The 17,469-nt window shown below is 48.2% G+C and carries 17 protein-coding genes; 12 read left to right on the top strand and 5 right to left on the bottom strand.

The window, feature by feature from the left end:
- Positions 1-34 precede the first annotated feature (34 nt).
- The 3 genes from P3X63_RS05560 (at position 35) to P3X63_RS05550 (ending at position 2,363) form a co-directional block, all read left to right on the top strand.
- The gene (locus P3X63_RS05560; RefSeq protein ID WP_026586240.1) at positions 35-244 is read left to right on the top strand and encodes a YheE family protein; all 210 of its coding nucleotides are present in this window, start codon (positions 35-37) and stop codon (positions 242-244) included.
- A gap of 20 nt (positions 245-264) precedes the next feature.
- Positions 265-1,152, top strand: a complete 888-nt coding sequence (locus P3X63_RS05555; protein ID WP_077737115.1) for a helix-turn-helix domain-containing protein — start codon at positions 265-267, stop codon at positions 1,150-1,152.
- A gap of 104 nt (positions 1,153-1,256) precedes the next feature.
- On the top strand, positions 1,257-2,363 hold the full coding sequence (locus P3X63_RS05550; RefSeq protein ID WP_026586238.1) for an ABC transporter ATP-binding protein: 1,107 nt from the start codon (positions 1,257-1,259) through the stop codon (positions 2,361-2,363).
- A gap of 24 nt (positions 2,364-2,387) precedes the next feature.
- Here P3X63_RS05550 and P3X63_RS05545 read toward each other — a convergent pair whose 3' ends face one another.
- Positions 2,388-2,609 (bottom strand): hypothetical protein, encoded by a 222-nt coding sequence (locus P3X63_RS05545; protein WP_277692570.1) that lies wholly within the window; start codon positions 2,607-2,609, stop codon positions 2,388-2,390.
- A 220-nt stretch (positions 2,610-2,829) separates the two neighbouring features.
- On the opposite strand from P3X63_RS05545, the gene P3X63_RS05540 reads away from it, so the two are divergent.
- From P3X63_RS05540 to P3X63_RS05530, 3 genes are all read left to right on the top strand, one after another.
- Complete coding sequence (locus P3X63_RS05540) at positions 2,830-3,030, top strand: alpha/beta-type small acid-soluble spore protein (protein WP_026586236.1); 201 nt, start codon at positions 2,830-2,832, stop codon at positions 3,028-3,030.
- Between the two features lie 118 nt (positions 3,031-3,148).
- Positions 3,149-3,292, top strand: coding sequence for a hypothetical protein (locus tag P3X63_RS05535; RefSeq protein ID WP_179115747.1), 144 nt, complete (start codon positions 3,149-3,151; stop codon positions 3,290-3,292).
- A 24-nt stretch (positions 3,293-3,316) separates the two neighbouring features.
- The gene (locus P3X63_RS05530) at positions 3,317-3,937 is read left to right on the top strand and encodes an NAD(P)-dependent oxidoreductase (RefSeq protein ID WP_026586235.1); all 621 of its coding nucleotides are present in this window, start codon (positions 3,317-3,319) and stop codon (positions 3,935-3,937) included.
- A gap of 34 nt (positions 3,938-3,971) precedes the next feature.
- On the opposite strand, the gene bmrD is transcribed toward P3X63_RS05530, so the two are convergent.
- Both bmrD and bmrC read right to left on the bottom strand, forming a co-directional pair.
- Positions 3,972-5,990: a multidrug resistance ABC transporter ATP-binding protein/permease BmrD gene (gene bmrD, locus P3X63_RS05525; protein ID WP_077737117.1), complete on the bottom strand. Its 2,019-nt coding sequence runs from the start codon at positions 5,988-5,990 to the stop codon at positions 3,972-3,974.
- Entirely contained in the window at positions 5,987-7,741 is a 1,755-nt protein-coding gene (bmrC, locus tag P3X63_RS05520; protein WP_026586233.1) for a multidrug ABC transporter ATP-binding protein BmrC, read from the bottom strand. The genes bmrD and bmrC overlap by 4 nt, the downstream gene beginning before the upstream one ends.
- Positions 7,742-8,276: 535 nt before the next feature.
- Between bmrC and P3X63_RS05515 the strand changes: the two genes are divergently transcribed.
- From P3X63_RS05515 to P3X63_RS05495, 5 genes are all read left to right on the top strand, one after another.
- Positions 8,277-8,777 carry a universal stress protein gene (locus P3X63_RS05515; protein ID WP_026586232.1) on the top strand — a complete coding sequence of 167 codons (501 nt, stop codon included), beginning with the start codon at positions 8,277-8,279 and terminating at the stop codon, positions 8,775-8,777.
- Between the two features lie 225 nt (positions 8,778-9,002).
- Positions 9,003-9,317, top strand: a complete 315-nt coding sequence (locus tag P3X63_RS22805; RefSeq protein WP_081692818.1) for a heterocycloanthracin/sonorensin family bacteriocin — start codon at positions 9,003-9,005, stop codon at positions 9,315-9,317.
- 118 nt (positions 9,318-9,435) lie between these two features.
- Positions 9,436-11,283, top strand: a complete 1,848-nt coding sequence (locus tag P3X63_RS05505; RefSeq protein ID WP_277692569.1) for a putative thiazole-containing bacteriocin maturation protein — start codon at positions 9,436-9,438, stop codon at positions 11,281-11,283.
- A complete protein-coding gene (locus P3X63_RS05500; protein WP_277692568.1) occupies positions 11,283-13,217 on the top strand; it encodes a TOMM precursor leader peptide-binding protein in 1,935 nt (644 codons plus the stop codon). The genes P3X63_RS05505 and P3X63_RS05500 overlap by 1 nt, the downstream gene beginning before the upstream one ends.
- Before the next feature lie 72 nt (positions 13,218-13,289).
- Complete coding sequence (locus P3X63_RS05495; protein ID WP_026586229.1) at positions 13,290-13,754, top strand: DUF4944 domain-containing protein; 465 nt, start codon at positions 13,290-13,292, stop codon at positions 13,752-13,754.
- Between the two features lie 12 nt (positions 13,755-13,766).
- On the opposite strand, the gene P3X63_RS05490 is transcribed toward P3X63_RS05495, so the two are convergent.
- Positions 13,767-14,747 carry an aldose 1-epimerase gene (locus tag P3X63_RS05490; protein WP_026586228.1) on the bottom strand — a complete coding sequence of 327 codons (981 nt, stop codon included), beginning with the start codon at positions 14,745-14,747 and terminating at the stop codon, positions 13,767-13,769.
- 231 nt (positions 14,748-14,978) lie between these two features.
- Here P3X63_RS05490 and nhaC point away from each other — a divergent pair, with 231 nt between their 5' ends.
- Positions 14,979-16,340 (top strand): Na+/H+ antiporter NhaC, encoded by a 1,362-nt coding sequence (gene nhaC, locus P3X63_RS05485; protein ID WP_277692567.1) that lies wholly within the window; start codon positions 14,979-14,981, stop codon positions 16,338-16,340.
- A gap of 40 nt (positions 16,341-16,380) precedes the next feature.
- Here the strand turns inward: nhaC and dat are convergent, their stop codons facing one another.
- Positions 16,381-17,232 carry a D-amino-acid transaminase gene (gene dat, locus P3X63_RS05480; protein ID WP_026586226.1) on the bottom strand — a complete coding sequence of 284 codons (852 nt, stop codon included), beginning with the start codon at positions 17,230-17,232 and terminating at the stop codon, positions 16,381-16,383.
- Positions 17,233-17,469 lie beyond the last annotated feature (237 nt).

Genomic DNA, 17,469 nt, shown 5'->3' with positions numbered 1-17,469 from the left:
ACATTTAGAAATCGATTAAGGAGCGTGGCACTTTATGATTTCTCACTTTCAATGGAAGCCGTTGTTTAAACAAGAAAAACTGCCTGGCTGGAAAATTTCGTTTTACCATAATGGAACACATTATGAAGGCATTTACCATCGCTCTGGGGAAATTGAATGGGGCAGCGTTTATCCGCCTCATGATGATGAGCCTTCCCTTAAAAGCGAAATTCATGAATTAATGCTCTTTCATATTTACGAATAAATGAAAAGGACGTTTTCAGGATGCTGGAAAAATTAAAAATGTTGTACGGCGAAAGAATGGTTGCCTCCGGCTCGGCTCCAAAGCATGAAACGCTCTGGTATCAAACGGACGAAGGCGAAACGTTCGGCGTTTTAAAAGAAGCGGTGACAGACCGGGAAAAACGGCTGCTCTCGGCGCTGTTTCAGCCTTTTAGAGAACCGGAGGCGCCCGAGCTTACACTGCGCGAAAAAGAATGGCATCAATATATTTTTGCCAATGCCCCTCTACACAATCTGGAAAACATTCAGCATGTCCAAGGACATTTTTTCAAAATGAAACATTCGCCTGAAGAAAGACAGGCGATAAAAGAGGCCGTCAGCGGTTTTTTTGAAAAACCGCTTATTGTGTGGTATGACCTTCATGAAGCGGTCATCCTTCATGAAGATCCTTCTGTGTTTCTCTCAAAAAAAGAATTGGAAGAGCTGTCTGACGCCTTGACGAGCGATTTTTTGTCAACCCCTGTATTTTTCAGCGGCCAGCTTCATCAAGTGAACGCTTCGCTCCAAGAAAAAATCCGCTTTGAAAAACAAATGTTCCACCATATGCTGGCGAACAATAATCGCGGAAATGTCGCTTCATTTTGCCAGTGCCTCCCGTCATTTTTGCTGGCGGCACCGGAAAAAATCAATGCCTCGCTATTTTCGGACGCCATGCGAGATGCCCTGGCTGATCCGGAAATCTCCTTGACGATCCGGACGTATTTGAGATGCAGCCTGAACGCATCTCTGACAGCCAAAGAACTATTTATCCACCGGAACAGTCTGCAATACAGGATTGACAAATTTATTGAACGGACGGCAATTGATATCAGACAGTTTGAAGAAGCAGCAGCCGTTTATTTGATCCTGCATGTTCTCAAGCTTTTCTAGCAATCTGCACGAACTCAAATTGTGCACCCTGTCCATTTACACCGCCCATTCATTTCTATAAGATAAAAATAAATTAAGCGCTTACATAAAAAGGGGGATGAAAAATGGCTGAGCTTGTACTTGACCGGATTTACAAAGTGTATGACAACAAAGTGACGGCTGTGGATAATTTTAACCTTCATATTGAGGACAAGGAGTTCATCGTCTTTGTCGGACCTTCAGGCTGCGGAAAATCGACAACACTTAGAATGATCGCGGGACTTGAGGAAATCACAGACGGCGAATTCATCATTGACGGAAAACGGATGAACGATGTTGCCCCGAAGGATCGCGACATCGCCATGGTGTTCCAAAACTATGCCCTCTATCCTCATATGAATGTCTATGACAACATGGCTTTCGGGCTGAAGCTGCGTAAGTTTCCAAAAGACGAAATTAAACGCAGGGTGCACGAAGCGGCGAAAATTCTCGGGCTTGAAGAGTATTTGGACAGAAAGCCAAAAGCGCTTTCCGGCGGACAGCGCCAGCGCGTCGCCTTAGGCAGGGCTATCGTCCGCGATGCGAAAGTATTCCTGATGGATGAACCTTTATCAAACCTTGACGCCAAGCTGCGCGTTCAAATGCGCGCTGAAATCACAAAGCTCCATCAGCGCCTGCAAACGACGACGATCTATGTCACGCACGACCAGACGGAAGCGATGACGATGGCGACGAGGCTCGTCGTCATGAAGGACGGCATCATTCAGCAGGTCGGCGCGCCGAAGGAAGTCTATGAAAACCCGGAAAACGTCTTTGTCGGCGGCTTTATCGGCTCTCCGGCGATGAACTTCTTCACGGGCACCCTGAATGAAAACAGGTTTACATTCGGTGATGCATCCGTCCTTGTTCCAGAGGGAAAAATGAAGGTTTTGCGCAGCAAAGGCTATAGCGGAAAAGAAATCATCATGGGCATCAGACCTGAAGATATTCATGACGAGCCTGTCTTTATCGAAGCTTCAAAGGAAGCAAAAATCGATGCGCATATCGAAGTGGCTGAGCTGATGGGGGCTGAAACAATGCTGTATTCACAGGCGGGCGGACAGCCGTTCATCGCAAGGGTCGATTCGCGGACGGACGTCCAGGCCGGGAACACGGTCGCTCTCGCCTTTGATATGAATAAAGCCCATTTTTTTGACAAGGAAACAGAGCTCCGCATCCATTCCGAAGGATAATCCAATGCAAATGACCGAAGCAGCTTATGCTTCGGTCGTTTCGATTGCAACTGTTTCATCATATGTGCAGTCTTGGCAAGTGAATATATGAATGCAGTTCCGGGGCTTCTGCGAAAATGAATCATATTCCATATACGGGCTGTACGGTCCGTAAAAATCGGTCGTTCTTCCGGCATCCGCCATCTCGCCGCCGCACTTCGGGCAATTCCTTTCCACGACAAGCATGCCATTGCACACAGGACACATCTGAACATCCTCCTGACTTTTTCCTTAGCATGCCCAAATTGCAGCATTTTGCACTTTCAACATTTACCAGTCCGTCTCATGCATGCAAATCCGATCGTTCCTCCATAATACGTAGTAACAATCCACATTGGGCTTAGCCAGAGAGGCAGCGGTGAACACCGTCAGCTGGTGCAAATCCAGCCGGCCCAACCATACTAATATGAAAAGGAGTTTGGATACAATGGCTAACCAAAATTCTTCAAATCAACTTGTTGTACCTGGAGCAGCTCAGGCGATTGATCAAATGAAACTCGAAATCGCTTCTGAGTTCGGTGTGAACCTTGGCGCTGACACAACTTCCCGTGCAAACGGTTCTGTCGGCGGAGAAATTACAAAACGACTCGTTTCCCAAGCTCAAGCTTCTATGGGCGGTCAACAATAAACAATTTCATATATTGGCTTAACAGAAGAAGGTGCTATGCACCTTCTTTTTACATTGGCCAAAAACCCGCACCCCGCTTCTCCTTTTTTCATATGCTGAAAACAAAGGAGGAGTCGGCATGCAGTATGTGGCAAGCATCAATTGGGAACTGTTTCAATTTGTCGGGATCTCTCTCTTGCATGAATATGTCGTCAATGTCCGCCCAATTCATGCGGCCTTCCGCTTTCAGGGGGCTTTTTCTTCCAGACGATCTGGCGTATGATAGATCAGATGGGAGGAATGAATGATGAAGATTGCGCTTTTTGGAGGCACAGGCCGTGTCGGACAGGCCTTTGTGAATATTTTGGAAAAAGACGGCAGACACTCGGTTTACGCCCTCGTCCGCACGGAAAATGCAGGCCTTTTGAAAAACCGCTGCCGGACGCTGACGGGGAACGCAAGAAATCAGGCTGATGCGCGCGCTTTGATCGCAGGAGCGGACATTGTGGTCAGCTGTTTAAATACGGATGGAGACGATACATTAACCGTCTCCATCGAAAACATCATCAATGCCATGAACGAACAGAACAAAAAACGGCTGATTACCATCGGAACCGCCGGAATTTTAAATGCAAGACAGGATCCCAAGCTTTACCGCTTTGAAACGAATGAATCAAAAAGACGTTCAACACGGGCGGCTAGAGAACATGCCAAAGTGTATGAACGGCTCGCCCGCACGAACCTTGATTGGACAATCATTTGTCCGACCTATCTTCCCGACGGTCCGGCCGTTCAAACATACCGGACGGAACGGGATTTTTTGCCCCTTGGCGGAAAAGAGATTTCAACAGGAGACACCGCCCACTTCCTTTTACAGGTCTCCGAGTCTGATCAATATATTAAAACAAGAGTCGGAATCGCTTATTGATTGTCAACAAGGTGTAAGCCGGAGATCGTCCGGCTTACACGCTAAGCTTCCCGCGCCCTTTTTGCAGCTCATACATTTGATAATATTGTCCTTTTTGTTTCATCAGCTCTTCATGATTGCCCCGCTCTATAATCCGCCCTTTTTCAAGGACAAGGATTTGATCGGCGTTTTTGATGGTTGACAGCCTGTGGGCGATGATAAAGGTTGTGCGCCCTTTTTTAACCACGTCAAGCGCCTTTTGAATAACGGCTTCTGTTTCGGTATCGATATTTGCCGTCGCCTCGTCTAAAATGAGGATGGCCGGGTTATAGGCAAGCGCACGCGCAAACGAAATCAGCTGTCTTTCCCCGGAGGAAAGCGTGCTCCCTTTTTCAATGACCGGCTCATCAATGCCTTTGGACAGATGGGCAAAGAGCTTATCCGCCCCTACGTATTTCAATGCCTCTTCAACCTGTTCTCTCGTGATCTCTTCACTATCAAGGCTGACATTTGAAGCAATCGTCCCCGAAAACAAGTAAGGATCTTGAAGCACGATCCCCATGTTCTGTCTGATTTCCTGCCGCGACATTTGATAAATGCTTGTTCCATCAATTTTCACATCGCCTTTTTGAATGTCGTAAAAGCGGAACAAAACATTCATAATCGAGCTTTTGCCTGAGCCCGTATGACCGACTAATGCGACGGTCTCCCCTTGGTTGGCTGCAAATGAAATGTTTTTTAACACAGCGGCCCCGCCGTCATAGCCAAATGAGACATCCTCAAACACGACATGCCCTTTCATTCTGTCAGCGCTTGTTTCTTCCACATCAACTCCCGCCTCATCCAAAAGGCGGAATACCCTTTCAGATGACACGCGCGCCAGTTCAAGCTTGGCGAATTGGTTGACGATGGCGGTAATCGGCTGAAACAAACGATTCAGGTAGTCAACGAATGCATAGAGGGCTCCGATTGAAATCATGCCTTCCGCATTCAGTGCAGCGCCTCCAAAGTACCAGATCAATCCGGCGAATGTCACGTTTCTGAGAATGTTGACCAGATTGTGCGACATGAGAGAATTGAGATTCAGCATTTTATTTTGATAGCGGAAGTGGTTTTCATTGAGCTGTTCAAATTCCCGTTTCGTCTCCTTTTCGCGGCGAAAGGCCTGAATGATGGTCATCCCTTGAATGGACTCATTCATTTTAGCGTTGATCTCACTGTTGATCGATCGGAGTTTATGATTGTATCCTGATGCAAATTTGCGGTAGATGACCGACCAGACGGCAATCAACGGCACGATCACCAGACAGGCGGCTGCAAGCCTGATATCAAGCAAAAACAGCGCGGCAAAAATTCCGGCAATATAAATAAAATTGGTCACAAATGTCGAGAGGACGGTGACGTACAAGTCGCGGATCGCTTCTGTATCATTTGTTACTCTGGCCACGATTTTTCCGGCCGGCAAATTGTCAAAATAGCGGACCGGGAGACGTTGGATGTTGGCAAAAACATCCCGCCTCATCTTTTGAATAATCCGGTTTGCACCCATCTGCAGCAGGTAGAATTGTCCGTAATGGAAAAAAACCGAGAAGATGAGAAGGCCAAAATATAAGAAGACCAGAGAGATGAGCCCTTCAACTTCGGGTTCATAAAACGAATACACTTCAGACATTGACAACCGGTCAGCCTGATACGTTTTCGACTGTTTCCCGTCGGAAATTCGCAGCTCCCCGCCGGACGCCGTGCGTTTCCCGTCAAAAGGAACCGCTTCATCAACAAAATAATAATCTAGGCCGACTTGAAAAACATGGACTTCCCTCGTTTTTTCTGCGGAAGGGCCCAGCCTGTCTTCCCTGACATATTCGCGGCCGTTATAGGAAACCGTATACTTGCTTTTATCCGGGACTTCATACCACATCTTTTCAATCCCCAAAATATGATCGTCGATCATCTTTTTGGCGATCATCGGTCCGGTCAGTTCGGCGGTCACCGCCACAGTCAGCATGACAAGCGCCCAAATAAGGATTTTTTTATAATGAAGCGCATATTGCCAAAGCCTTTTTCCCGTCTTCATCCAACAGTCCTCCCTTCTTCCACTGAAGGAAGCTGCTGTGCTTCATATTGTTCAAAATACCAGCCTTTCGCGGCGATCAGCTCATGGTGCGTCCCTTTCTCAATCATGCGCCCGCCTTCAAGGACAAGAATGAAATCGGCATGCTCAACAGCCGACATACGATGCGACGTAATCAAGGTTGTTTTTCCTTTCCTGGTGTGCCGAATGTTGTCAATGATCGCCGCTTCCGTCTTCGCGTCAACAGCGGAAAGCGAATCATCCAATATCAAAATATGAGGCTGTGCGATTAAAGCCCGGGCAATCGAAATCCGCTGTTTCTGCCCTCCTGATAAAGCGACGCCTTTTTCCCCGACCATCGTCTGAAGTCCGTCTTTCAAAAGCTCAATGTCCTTTTCCAAATAAGCCGCATGAATGACACCTTTAAGGTCCTGCTCTGTCGCATGCTCAGCGCCGAACAGAATATTTTCTTTGACCGTTTTTGAAAACAGCACATGATCCTGCGGTACATAGCCGATCCAGCTGCGCAGCTCGTCAAGCGGAAGCTGTTCAATCGGCACATCCGATATGCTGATTTTTCCCTTACCCGGCGGATACTGCCGCAACAGCTGTTTGACTAATGTCGTCTTCCCGCTTCCGGTTCTCCCAACGATCCCGACCGTCTGCCCCTCTTGGACAGCGAAGGAAATGCCGGTAAGGTTTTCTGAGGCAGAGCTCGGGTACGTAAAACTGACATTATCAAACACAATATCCCCCGGCTCCGTTTTTACAGGGGTTGAGGCTTCCGTTACATCAGGCTGATACGCGAGTGTATCCGTGACCCTGTCAAGCGATGCATTCCCCCTCTGCATGACATTGATCAGCTCCCCGATCGCAAACATCGGCCAGATCAGCATCCCCAGGTAAACGTTGAATGAAACGAGTTCTCCCAATGTGAGCTGGCTGCGGAACACAAGAAATGCACCATAGCCGAGGCCGATCAGATAGCTGATGCCGACCAAGAGCTTTACCGTCGGCTCAAACAGCGAGTCAATCAGCGCCACTTTCATGTTTTTTTGATAGACATCCGCCGTCATCCGGTTAAACCGGGCGACATCGTTTTTTTCTTGCACATAGGCACGGATCACCCTGACCCCTGAGACCGACTCAAGCACGCGGTCATTCAAATCGCCAAAGGCATCCTGCGCTTCGGTAAAACGCTGGTGGATTTTTTTCCCGTAAATACTGATCGCTGCGGCCATCAAAGGCAGCGGAATGATCGAAGCAAGCGTCAGCTTCCAGCTGATGAAAATCCCCATCGTGAACAGAATCGTCAGCATATACATGGTTGAGTCTACAAGCGTCAGGATTCCGAAACCGGCCGTCATCGAGACCGCTTTTAAATCATTTGTCGCCCTCGCCATCAAATCTCCGGTGCGGTTTTTCTCGTAAAAAGCCGGCGTCATCTTCAAAAGGTGCCCCATCAGTTTAGATCTGAGGATTTTCTCGATCAAATTCGCCCCGCCAAACAGCTGATACATCCAATAGTAAGACAATGTATATACGACAATGGCAAGCGCCATGAATAAACCGATATAACCGAGCATCCCGGCCGCTGAAAATGTCCCCGCCTGCATATCGTCAATGGCGTTTCCCAGCAGCTTCGGCGGAAACATCTCCAAAATATTTACGATGATGAGCAAGGCGATCGCGACCGTGTAGCGCCGCCATGAGGCTTTGAAAAACCAGCCAAGCTTCCATAAAACAGAAAACATGTGATATCCTCTCCTTTTTTAGCCGCCTTCAAGCTTTTCCTTACAGTCGTTGATTTTGTTTTTGCTGACAGTGAGCATCAAAACTCCTCCTTATGTTCGTTTTTTCGAAAAATCAGCTGGTCCAGCTTCATTTTCGTCTATAGAAAAGCATGGGCCCCAACTTGTTAAAGCCATGCTTTTTCACCTAAAAAAAGGCATACTGTAAATGCAGCATGCCCTTTCACATCAAAAAGGCGCATGTACGCTCATACTACGCGACATGCGCCTTCCTTCATTTTCAGATAAAAATGCGGATTTTCTATAACCATCTGGAAGGTATGGAGCCGTCACGCGCAAATTGATTTGTCTCTTGAGCTGGTCGATTGATTCTCTTCATGACGATACCCTCCAATCTTATTAATATTTTCCATCTTATAGTACGGCCCTTTATTTGTCAATTTATTTTTTGAAAATTGACAATCTTTTTCTTCATCTTGTTAGATCATGTGAAAAACGGGTAAAACGTCTATAAACCCATTTCGAAAGGAGGAGCAAAATGTTGAAAGCCGATCGCATCATCGTCGCCTTTGACGAAAAAGAAGAAAGCAAGAAAGCGCTGCAAAAAGCGATTGTCCTGACAAAAAAGCTAGGCGCCGAACTGACCATCGCCCATGTTCACGAACCGAAGCAGGCAAGAACGGCGAGCGAAGAGCAGCGGCCCGCCGCAGGCGCCCCTTATCTTTACAGCGGCATTCCGGCCGCAGCTCCCGTCCCGCACGAGTCCGACCCGGCCGGGGAGCCGCTGATCTATGAAGATAGCGCAGAAGAAGCGATTGCCGCAGCCAAAATCATCTTAAATAACAACCAATTCGACGCTGACATTGAAGTGTTAGAAGGGGACCCTGCAAACGCGGTCCTTCACCATGCTGAACATATCGGTGCCGATCTCGTCATAACAGGAACCCGCGATCAAAACCGCCTGAAAAAACTGCTGTTCGGGAGTGTCAGCGATAAGATTTCCTCAAAGTCGGAGATACCGGTGCTGATCGTCAAGTAATACCGCTAAGGAAGCCGGCTTTTACAGCCGGTTTCTTTTTGATGGTGCCGCCTTTTCCCCCTCCCTCACACCCCGCCTCATATCCATTTACAGGAAAAATAGGCGTTGCATTCAGTAACACTCACCTAACAGGCCTCATAATTTGATCTTGAGTGACCCGGGTAGACTTTCAATCTACGCATATGATTTTGTTCTTTTGGATTACATTGAGGAGGATTGTATAAAATGCAACATTTTTATGATGAACTGCAATCATTGGAGATGGATCCATTCCAAGCGGAGACGCCTTGGAATCATGACCGTCACCATGTCAACGACAAGCATTGCGCGAGCTGCTGGAGTTGCGCCAGTTGCGGAAGCTGTTGGAGCTGTGCGAGCTGCGGAAGCTGCTGGAGTTGTGCAAGCTGCTGGAGCTGTGCAAGCTGCGGAAGTTGCTGGAGTTGCGCGAGCTGTGCGAGCTGCGGAAGTTGCTGGAGTTGCGCGAGCTGTGCGGGCCACTGCTGCTGGAGCTGCGGAAGCTGCTGGCATGGAGGTATGTAGCACCACCCGAAGAAAGCCGCCCCTGCCTGTTCTGCCGCAGGGGTCTTTATCATAACAGACAAACATGATTACATAACATGATATGTATGATTTTTACATCTTCTAAGGAGGAGGCAGCATGACACAATTGACCGCTTCCGCTCGTCTGAAAGTGAAGAAAGATACACGTTACCTTCCCGATCCGCATGGAGCTGTGTATTTTAAACATAATTCCGGTTCGTTTCGTATCAAAGGCGCTTCAATTGATCAATGGATTGAAAAACTGCTGCCGATGTTCAATGGCGATTATACGCTCGGCGAATTAACAAACGGGCTGTCGGCCCCGTACAAAAATAGGGTGTATGAGATCGCTGATATGCTGTATCAACACGGATTTGTCCGGAATGTGGAAAAGGACCGGCCCCATCAGTTGGAAAGCGGGTTGCTGCAAACGTACGCTCCGCAGATCGAATTTATTGAAAGCTTTAAGGATTCGGGAGCTTATCGCTTTCAGCTATGCCGCGAGACAAAAGTCTTGGTGCTTGGTGCGCTCTCCTGTGTTGTGCCATTGATTCAATCGCTTGCAGAGGCTGGTTTCGTCAATATTTACCTTGATGCAACTGATCAAAGTGAAGAACTGAAAACCGCCATCGAAAAATCGAAGCAAAAAGACGATGCAAAGATTGAAATGATCCCCAACGGAAATTGGCGGGAAGCCGTGCCATCCATGGATTGGATTTTGTATGTCGGAGAAGGTGAAGACTCAAAAAATCTCCGCGAATTGGAAACGGTTTGCAAACAAGAGCAAAAAGGATTTTTTCCGGCAGTCTGCCTCAAGCAGGTTGGTCTTCTCGGACCTGTTATACCGCCTGATTCAAGTGTTTTTTGGGAGGCGGCATGGCGGCGTGTACACCGTAGTGCCCTTCATGAAAATCGGGAATCGAAAGCCTTTTGTTCAGCGGGAACAGACATCCTGACAAACGTTCTCTCCTTTGAATTGTTCAAAATGGTCACCGGACTTACGCCGCCGGAAAAGCGGCATGAAATGTATCTTCTTGACTTTAAAACGCTTGAAGGGGCTTGGTATCCGTTTCTTGACCACCCGCTCATCAACTTCGACGGAGCTGAGGCTGAATTGCTGGAGGATATTGAAGAAAAGGCGGAAACGAAGCACCGGGACGGCCGGTTATTTCAGTTATTCAGCGACCTGACATCGACAACAGCGGGGATTTTTCACCTGTGGGAAGAAAAACATGTAAAGCAGCTGCCCTTGTCACAATGCATTGTTCAAGCCGCTGATCCCTTGTCATCCGGACCGGCCGAACTTTTGCCTGAAACGGTGTGCGCCGGTTTAACACATGAAGAAGCACGACGAGATGCAGGCCTGACCGGGATTGAAATGTATATGTCAAGACTTGCGGGCCCTTACCTCAAAGAGATAGGACAATACGGAATCGGCGCCGGGGAAACGCTTGCCGAAGGCGTATCAAGAGGAATGCAGATATGTTTGGATGATCAGTTCACACAGAGACAAATTAGCGGAACAGAAACGATCAAGCTAAGCCAGTTGGGTGCTGTAAAAGATACGCATGCCGCCTACTATCTCGAAATACTGTCCATGATGCACGGCACCCCCGCGCTCGGCATAGGGGAGGACGTTTTTGGCTTTCCCGTTGTATGGGCGGGCGTTGATGACCTCTGGTACGGAAGTCCGGGGCTCAATCTGACATTGGCGTTCAGGGAGGCGCTCAAGCGGGCACTGATGGATATCAATCCGCTGCAGGAAACGGCCGTTGTTTTACAAGAAAACGAAATGAAGCTGGAGATTCCTGCTTTTGAGGATCCCCCGCAAGCCCTAAAGCCGGCATGTCAAAACATCAAGCGCAGCGGTTTACAGCTCTTCGTCTACGATCTGCCGGCAGAACCTTTTTTGCAAGAAAATCTCGCCGGCATTTATGCTGTACGCATCAAAAAGGAGGAGGCTTGATGAAAGAGAGAATGCTGCTTGTTGGTGAAGGCGTAATTGCAGAAGCTGTATCCAACCGTTTGGCCGCTCATTACACATTCACCCGCCAGCCTGATTTTAATGCTGGAGTACCCGAAGGAACGGCATTCGCCATTGTTGTTCACGATGCTTCGCGTCCTTTACTCTATCGGGAGGCCGAGAACAGATTGAGGCCCGCCGGCATCCCCTGGCTCCGCGCTTTCGCAACATTTGGCGAAGGCGTGATTGGACCACTCATTGATCCGAACGAATCAGGGTGTTCGCAATGCGCTGATAAGAGGAGGTTTATCGCTGCCCCGGACAGCAGGGAAATGCTTGAGCTCGAGCAAAACAACCGAGACGCCGTCCGCGATCCTTGGGTATCAAAGACTGGAGCGCGCCATATAGCCCTTTTCATCTGCAATGAAATCGACAGGATCATGGGAGGCGATACCAGCCAATTGAAACAAACGCTGTTATTGATCAATTTAAACACATTAGAGAGTTCTCTTCACTCTTTTATACCTGACCCGCTGTGCACGATCTGCAGCGTGATGGCTGATGACTCACAGGAGGCGGCGAAAATCGCGCTTCAGCCAAATCCAAAAACGAGCCCGGAAAGCTTTCGCGTCAAAGAGGCTGACGAATTAAAGCAAACGCTCGGAAAAGGCCTTCTCGACCAGCGGACAGGGATTTTCAACGGCAAAATGTACGACGCGATCTTGCCCTTTGCCGATATGATCGTTAACATGCCTCTATGGACGGGACATGAAGGTGTCGGCGGCCGCAGTCACTCATATGAAAACAGCGAGTTAACCGCTCTATTGGAAGGTTTGGAGCGTTATTCAGGAATTGCACCGCTCGGCAAAAGAACAATCGTTCACGACTGCTATTTCAATGTAAAGGACCGTGCACTTGATCCAGTGAAAACGGGCTTGCATGACGAAAATCAGTATCGGCAGCCCGGCTTTCCTTTCCGGCCGTTTCATCCAAAACGGCCGCTCCATTGGGTTTGGGGCTATTCCTTTTTACAAGAACGGCCGATATTGGTTCCGGAATCGCTCGCCTATTACAGTCTCGGCCGGGAAGACGCCTTCGTCTATGAAACGTCCAACGGCTGTGCAATCGGCGGAAGTTTGGAAGAAGCGATTTTCCATGGCATATTGGAAGTGGCTGAAAGGGATTCGTTTTTAATGACCTGGTATGGGCGGCTCCCCTTAAGGCAGCTAGATATTCAGTCGTGCGAAGATCTGGAATTGAAGCTGATGGTCAATCGGGTTCGCAGAGTCGCCGGATATGAACTGTATGTCTTTAATTCGACAATGGAACACGGCATCCCAAGCATTTGGGCCGTCGCCAAAAACAGCAAGCGGCAGGGGCTCAACCTTATTTGTTCTGCCGGGGCGCATCCCGATCCTGTCAAAGCGGTCAAAAGCGCCCTTCATGAGCTGGCGGGCATGATGCTGAAGCACGACCGTCACCTTGAAGAAAGCCGGGATAAATACGAAGCGATGCTGCACAATCCTTTTTTGGTCCGGGAAATGCAGGATCACAGCATGCTGTACGGCTTGCCGGAAGCCGAAGAACGCCTCCGGTTTTTATTGGAGCAAACGCGCCCGCCGCAAACATTTAGCGAAGCCTTCAAAGAAAGAAAGAAAACCCTTGATTTAACGGAAGATCTTCGTCATCTGCTCGAAACATTCCGCCGCCTGAACCTTGAAGTGATCGTCATTGATCAGACGTCGCCTGTGACCAAACGAAGCGGACTGTCCTGCGTGAAAGTCCTGATTCCAGGCATGCTGCCGATGACATTCGGGCATTCCCTCACCCGGTTGTCTGGGCTTGAGAGGGTGCTTACGGTTCCGATGGAACTCGGCTATACAACAGAGCCGCTTCAATCCGAACAGCTGAACCCGCACCCGCATCCGTTTCCTTAAATTTCATAACATGTCTATTTTTTTGCCTGTTCTGCTTTATAATAAAGCGGAACTTTTTTAGGCGGTGAATGCATGAAACAGGAATACAAGCGGCCGCTTCTGTTCGCATCGGCTCTTTTAATGGCTTTTTGCTTTCTTTACTACGGCGGCAAGCTGATCGGCTTTTATATGACGGAATATCCCAAATGGACCGGGAAGAGCGCTGACGGGAATTGGGAGGCGGTCATAAAAAAAAGCGACAACGGGTACAGCGGAGATTTATATTGGACAGGCGGCGAACCGGATGATACGTATTTGGAAACATTCGTTGTGAAATTTGATGATGAAACGGCCCTCAGCTCCGAAATTGAAACGGCGATGAGCGACTATTCCGGCGGTGTTTTGCCCGGCGGAGGAAGAAAAGAGGAATCCGTATCTTTTCTGGAAAATATGGAGGAATCCGAATTCGACGGCCGCACAGTCACCGTGCAATTGAATTGGAGACAGGGAAAGCACGTTTCCCGTACAGAATTTATCCTTGAAAAGAAAACATTTTAAAACGGCGAAGTGTCACACTCCGCCGATTATAATTTTGCTTTTCATAACAGCTTCCTCCCGCGGTCCCAAAGCCTGAAAGCCTGTGACCTCATGCGGCAGATCAAGATTCGGGGCGTTGGTCATCCATGTATAGGGCTCCAGACAAAGCAGGTCTGAATCGTCAGATGTCCCGTTATACACGACCCAGTGTTTGAAATGACTGTCGCACTGATATGACAGGCGGATGTCGGCAAGGCGGTCGCAAATGTCCGCGGTGCTGTTTCCTTCCTGATCCACTTCAGCCGCGAAAATATCATCCAGCCTTTCTCCAGCCGCGGTTCTCCCTGTCTTAAATTCCTCTGTCACATGATATTCACCCGTCGGCAGCAACCGGTCTGTCAGCACCCATTGTTTCTCAGTCGGCAGGGAAAACAGACATTGCGCTTTATCTCCTTTTTCATTGAACGGATAGCGGAATGAAGTGTGATATCCAAGGCCGAGCGGCATCGGTTCTTTGCCGTGGTTGACAACAGAAGCATCCATCTGCAATTGTTTGCCTTCCAGCCTGTAGGTGATGACGATCGAAAACGAATGGGGAAAGATGCTTTGAATGTCGGGATGCTCGTCCGCATGCAGCACCGTCTGCGCCATGCTTTTCTGATCATCGGCCTCCGCTTTTGTCAGCGTCCATTTTTTATCATGAAGAAATCCGTGCAGATGATTTTGCAGCGGTTTTTCATTGATGGGCAGCTGATAGGTCTTTCCGTCATATGTAAATCTTCCTTGGTCGATCCGGTTTGGCGGAAAAAGGATCGGGATTCCGAATAAAAAAGGGTTGGCATCATACTCTTCCTTTGTTTCAGGCGTTTTCAGCAAGCTCAATCCGCCGGGCTTCCACTTCAGGGAAATCAAATTGCTCCCCCATCCCGGCACAAGTACAGCCTCCAAATATTCATTTTCCATCAAGATTGCTTCTTCATTTAAAAATCGGCTTTTTTTGGCAGTGCAGGACATCTCGCATTTCCCCCTATTTTTCATCTATTCAATACAGGCATACGCTAAAAACCTTTCTATAAGCCTATTATATCTAAAGAAGTCAGCGCTTTCAAAAATACGCCCGCACACACGAAAAGTTTTTGAAATATTTTAATTTAAGTATATCTTCTATTTTTCTGTTATAATACGTTTACGCACAAAAGCATAAAAGGATTAAAGACTGATATTTTTTCTAATGAGGTGTATGATTTGTCAAACGAAAAACGCTTATCGTTTTCCATATCGGCTTTATTATTTGTTGTCATCTTAGCGGTCATTTTTACATGCCTGTTTGTTTTTCACGCCGAACCGCATGTGCCATTATTGATTTGCGTCGGCTTTTTGGCGGTCGTGGGCGTGTTTAAGGGCTATTCCTGGAAGGAGCTCGAAAGCGGCATCGTCTCCGGAATCCAAAATGGCGTACAGCCGATTATCGTCCTTTCTTTAATCGGCATGTTAATCGGAGTTTGGGAATATAGCGGAGCGATTCCGACCGTAACGGTTTACGCGTTAAACCTGGTCGAACCGCATTATCTGCTCCTGACGGCTTTATTCAGCTGCCTGATCATCAGTTCACTGGTCGGTTCAAGCTTTACGACGGTCAGCACGATCGGCGTCGCCTTGATCGGCGTCGCCCAGGCGGCGGGTGTGCCATTGACATGGGTGGCAGGGGCCGTGATTTCGGGCGCCTGTTTCGGCGATAAAATGTCCCCTTTGTCTGATACGACAAACTTTGCCGCTGGAATTGGCGGACTTCCGATTTTCAAGCATATTAGACATATGATGGGCACGACGATTCCGGCACTTTTGGTGACCATTCTGCTCTTCTTTTTCATGGGGCGCACGCTTACCATCGGCGCGGCCTCTACGGATAATATTCAAGCCATTGTCAGCGGGATTGAAAACACGGTCGATATCAGCCTGTGGACGCTGTTATCACCTCTTTTGGTGATTGTGCTTGCCGTCAGACGTATGCCGGTCATTCCGTCCCTTGCGGCGGGAATCGTGTCGGCGGGCATTCTTGCCGCGCTTATTCAGCCTGATGCAGGCATTTCCTCCTTTTTATCAGCGATGCAAAAAGGACCTGTTTTTTCAGCGGAAACTGAAGCTGTTGCCAATATTTTAAACCGCGGCGGCCTCCAATCGATGATGGGCTCCGTTTCCCTGATAATCATCGCCTTTGCGCTCGGCGGTTTGATGGAAAAAACGGGATTGATTACAAGCCTTCTTGAAGGCGTGATCCGCGGCATCCGTACAAAAGGCCGCCTCGTTTTCTCAACCGTTTCATCAAGCATCGGCATGAACTTGTTGACTGGTGAGCAGTATTTATCGATTTTGATTCCCGGCCAGTCGTTTAAAAAACTGTATGATCAGCTTGGGATTGACCGGAAGCATTTATCAAGGTCACTTGAAGACGGGGGAACATTGATCAATCCAATGATTCCGTGGGGCGTCAGCGGCGCGTTTATGTCAAGCGCGCTCGGCGTTCCTGTCATTGAATATTTGCCGTTTGTGTTCTTCCTGTATTTATCACCGTTCTTTTCCGTGCTGTTCGGATTTCGCAAGTCATAAAAAAGCGCCGTTTCCAGAGATGGAGACGGCGCTTTTTTTATTACACAGGTTTTGCTGTTTCTGCCAAAATACTGTTTTGCATTGCTTTTTGCACTTCTTTTGTAAGCGGTCCGGGCGTTCCCGTGCCGATCTCCTGTCCGTCGATTACAGTGACCGGGATCACTTCAGATGTTGTTGAAGAAATAAACACCTCATCGGCGGTCAGCAATTCTTCTTTTGTGATGGCCTTTTCCTCGTGCTTCCAGCCGTTTTTCGCAAACAGCTCCAACAGCTTCATCCGCGTAATCCCGTTTAGAATCAGGTTTGTCGCAGGATGGGTGTAGATAACGTTTTGTTTGACGGCATATACGTTTGAAGACGTTCCTTCTGTCACGAACCCGTCGCGGACCAATATCGCCTCAAATGAGGACACTTCGCTTGCCTTTTGTTTGATCATCACGTTGTACAGCAGATTCAAACTTTTAATATCGCACCTCAGCCAGCGCAGATCATCTGCCGTAATCGCGGAAACGCCGTTTTGCTGTTCTTGTTCAGGCTTTTTGATCGGGAATGTATAGGCGGTCACCTGCGGGGTAAGGCCTGCTTCATATTGGTGCTTCCTCGGCGCCTTCCCTCTTGTCACCTGAAGGTAGAGCCCTCCGTCTTGAGCCTGGTTGACTTCAATAAGCTCTTTGAGCTTTCCTTTCAGCTCCGTTTCTGAAAACGGCAGTACGATACCGATTTCAGAGGCGCTTTTGTAAAAACGGGCAATGTGTTCGTCAAGCGTATAAAAGCTTCCATTGTAGATGCGGATCACTTCATAAACACCGTCTCCAAACTGATAGCCTCTGTCTTCGATATCAACAGCACATTCGCTCCGTTCAACGAGCCGGCCGTTAAAAAGAACCTTCATTTCTCCATCCCCTTGCTATTTTGTTGGTTTCTCGATTTTCTCCATTCCATTCTAACACGTCGCCCCCGTTCAAAATAGTGCAAGATTTCCAAAAATTTTCCGAGTCTCATAGTCTGCAAATTTCAGCATGTTCTCTAAAAATTTGCTATATTTTTCGTCCAATCCGGTATCCAACTTCTTTCCAATCCTGTATACTTAAACATTGTGATCCATTATTTTATGAGACTCGCAATCTAT

Source organism: Bacillus sp. HSf4 (assembly GCF_029537375.1).
Taxonomy (GTDB): domain Bacteria; phylum Bacillota; class Bacilli; order Bacillales; family Bacillaceae; genus Bacillus; species Bacillus sonorensis_A.
The sequence above is the reverse complement of the archived record's forward strand: the minus strand, read 5'-3'. Positions and strand labels throughout refer to the sequence as shown.